The organism is Bacteroidales bacterium, assembly GCA_018334875.1.
Lineage (GTDB): Bacteria > Bacteroidota > Bacteroidia > Bacteroidales > UBA12077 > JAGXLC01.
The window spans coordinates 1-2,951 of the sequence record JAGXLC010000482.1 but is presented as its reverse complement, the minus strand read 5'-3'; the positions used below and the strand labels follow the sequence as shown (position 1 = coordinate 2,951).

At 46.4% G+C, this 2,951-nt stretch carries 4 protein-coding genes; all 4 read left to right on the top strand.

Annotated features, from left to right (window positions below):
* Positions 1-159: 159 nt before the first annotated feature.
* On the top strand, positions 160-495 hold the full coding sequence (locus KGY70_20200; GenBank protein MBS3777526.1) for a winged helix-turn-helix transcriptional regulator: 336 nt from the start codon (positions 160-162) through the stop codon (positions 493-495).
* A gap of 86 nt (positions 496-581) precedes the next feature.
* On the top strand, positions 582-1,010 hold the full coding sequence (locus tag KGY70_20195; GenBank protein ID MBS3777525.1) for an arsenate reductase ArsC: 429 nt from the start codon (positions 582-584) through the stop codon (positions 1,008-1,010).
* Between the two features lie 116 nt (positions 1,011-1,126).
* Positions 1,127-1,945, top strand: coding sequence for an arsenite methyltransferase (gene arsM, locus KGY70_20190; protein MBS3777524.1), 819 nt, complete (start codon positions 1,127-1,129; stop codon positions 1,943-1,945).
* Positions 1,942-2,951, top strand: a 1,010-nt coding sequence (gene arsB, locus KGY70_20185; GenBank protein MBS3777523.1) for an ACR3 family arsenite efflux transporter, incomplete at its 3' end; no start/stop codon positions are given. The genes arsM and arsB, both read left to right, overlap by 4 nt.

The window sequence follows — 2,951 nt, the reverse complement described above, 5'->3', positions numbered from 1 at the left end:
TGAGGGTATGGTTGTTTTGGTAGAATTGTTATTCTGCGGTTTATCATTGGTGTTTAAAATTTGTGCTTTGCATGGCAGGACATGATTTAACAAAAAATTAACGTATTCTTACGTCAAATTTTAAATATTGACGTATATTTGCGTCATAAACATTCAAAAATGGTACTGGCAAAAAACGAATTGTTCGATCAACAGGAGCAGCAGTGCTCGGGTCTTTTCAAAGCCCTGGGCCATCCGGCAAGGATCCAGATCTTGAAATACCTGGCTGCGACCAAGACCTGTATATCAGGTGACATCAGCAAAGAGCTACCCCTGGGAAGGACCACGGTGAATCAGCACCTGCAGGAGCTCAAAAAGGCGGGCTTGATCCAGGGGCACATTTCAGGCAGGAAAACAAGCTATTGTCTTGACCCGGCCGGGGTAGAGGCTCTCAAACAGGCCACGGACCGGTTGCTGGCTGATATTGATATCGGGGAGAATTTGAATTGTGATTAAGTGAAGAAGTTAATTAAGTTAACTCAATTACTTAATTACTTAATTACTCAATCAACTCAATTAACCAAAACCCAAAAACAAAAACCATGAAAATCCTTATTTTATGTACCGGCAATTCTGCCCGCAGCCAGATGGCCCAGGGCTTTCTGCAATCGTTCGATCCCAACCTGGAGGTGCGTTCGGCAGGCACGGAACCGGCTTCGAAGGTGAATCCCAATGCTGTAAAAGCCATGAAGGAGGCTGGCATCGACATCAGCGATCATACACCCACCCTGGTGGATCAATACCTGGATGCTCAGTGGGACTATGTGATCACCGTTTGTGATCATGCCAACGAGACCTGTCCGGCCTTTTTGGGCCAGGTCAGGCACCGGCTTCACATGGGCTTTGAAGACCCGGCAGCAGCCACCGGAACAGAGGAGGAAATTCTCAACAAATTCAGGGAAGTGCGCAACCAGATTGAACAGGAGTTTAAACAACTCTATGCAACAAAGATCAAACAGGGTGATCACTGATTTATAGAAACGGCGCAAAAAGAATACTTATAAAACCCGCATGCACGAACTTACACAACCAGGACATATTAAGCATGGGGGTTCCATACGACCCCAATAGATAAAAAGATCATTATATGAAAGACAGCCAAAAGAACGTCAAGGAGATCGTAAAACAAAAATACGATCAGATTGCTCACCAGAGTAAACAGAAAAACCAATCCTCCTGCTGTGGGGGAACAGATTGTTGTGGAGAGACAGATTACTCTGTTTTCAGCGATGATTATACAGAGGTGCAGGGATACAATGAGGACGCAGACCTGGGTTTAGGCTGTGGCATTCCATCCGATCATGCCAACCTTCAAATAGGAGATACGGTGCTTGATTTGGGCTCAGGCGCTGGCAACGATTGCTTTGTAGCCCGCTCATTTCTGGGTGAGCAGGGATTTGTCTATGGAATAGATTTCTCAAAAGAAATGCTTAAGAAAGCCCGCAGCAATGCTATAAAACTGGGATACAGCAATATGAAGTTTATCAGGGGCGACATCGAAGCCATGCCTTTTGAATCCAATAAGATGGATAAGGTACTGAGCAATTGCGTGCTGAATCTTGTGCCCGACAAAAGAAAAGCTTTCAGTGAAATTTTCCGGGTATTGAAACCAAGTGGAAGCTTTTGTATTTCAGATGTGGTGACGGTTGGTAATTTACCAGAATCCCTTCTGAAAAGCGCCGAGATGTATGCAGGTTGTGTAGCTGGTGCCATATCCAAAGACGAATATATCCGGATAATTGAAAACTCCGGATTTAAGAATATACAAATTCATAAAGAAAAAGAAATCATCCTGCCGGATGAAATACTTGCAGGTTATTTGAATAAAGAAGAAATAAAGAACTTCAATGAATCGCAAACCGGTATTTACAGCATAACCATAACAGCAAAAAAGGCTTTAAAATGACGGAACAAAAAAAACGCATCGGAATTTTTGAAAAATATCTCAGCCTTTGGGTTGCCCTGGGAATAGCTGCAGGTATAGTCCTCGGGCATTTCGGAGGTCAGGGAATCGAAGTGTTAAGCAATATGGAAGTTTTCCGGGTCAACATCCCGGTAGCTGTATTGATCTGGCTGATGATCTATCCCATGATGCTGCAGGTGGATTTCTCGAGCATCAAAAACATCAAAAAACGGCCCAAAGGGATTGTCCTGACCCTGATCGTGAACTGGCTGATCAAACCCTTTACCATGGCCTTTTTCGCCTGGATATTCTTCTCTAAGGTTTACGCGGCTATCATCAGCCCGGATATGGCGGGTGAATACATTGCCGGGGCCATCCTGCTGGGGGCAGCGCCCTGTACGGCCATGGTTTTCGTGTGGAGCTACCTGACCGATGGTGATCCCAATTATACCCTGGTGCAGGTTTCCCTGAACGACCTGATCATCCTGGTGGCTTACATACCCATTGTGGGGATCCTGCTGGGCATTACCAACGTTACCATACCTTATGGAACACTCTTATCGAGCATTCTCATCTTCGTGGTCATACCCCTGGTGGCGGGTGTGATCACCCAAAAACGGCTGATATGGAGAAAGGGGGAGGAATGGTTTCGCAATGTGTTTCTTCCCAAATTCAAGCCTGTCTCCATCATTGCCCTGCTGACCACCCTGGTGCTGCTGTTTGCCTTCCAGGGAGAGCGGATCATTGAAAAGCCGATGTTGATATTATTAGCAGCAATACCACTGGTCATCCAGAGCTATTTCATCTTTTTCATTGCCTGGTATGGCGGAAGGCTCCTGAAACTACGGCATGATGTAAAGGCTCCGGCAGCCATGATCGGCGCCAGCAATTTCTTCGAGCTTGCTGTGGCGGTGGCTATCGCCCTGTTCGGCCTGCAATCCCCCGCTGCCATGGTCACGGTGGTAGGCGTGCTGGTTGAGGTGCCGGTGATGCTCTCGCTGGTGGCATT

What these genes read in the sequence shown, in the direction of transcription:
- KGY70_20195 (MBS3777525.1), top strand. Translation starts at nt 582, where the DNA reads ATGAAAATCCTTATTTTATGTACCGGCAATTCTGCCCGCAGCCAGATG.
- arsM (MBS3777524.1), top strand. Translation starts at nt 1,127, where the DNA reads ATGAAAGACAGCCAAAAGAACGTCAAGGAGATCGTAAAACAAAAATAC.
- KGY70_20200 (MBS3777526.1), top strand. Translation starts at nt 160, where the DNA reads ATGGTACTGGCAAAAAACGAATTGTTCGATCAACAGGAGCAGCAGTGC.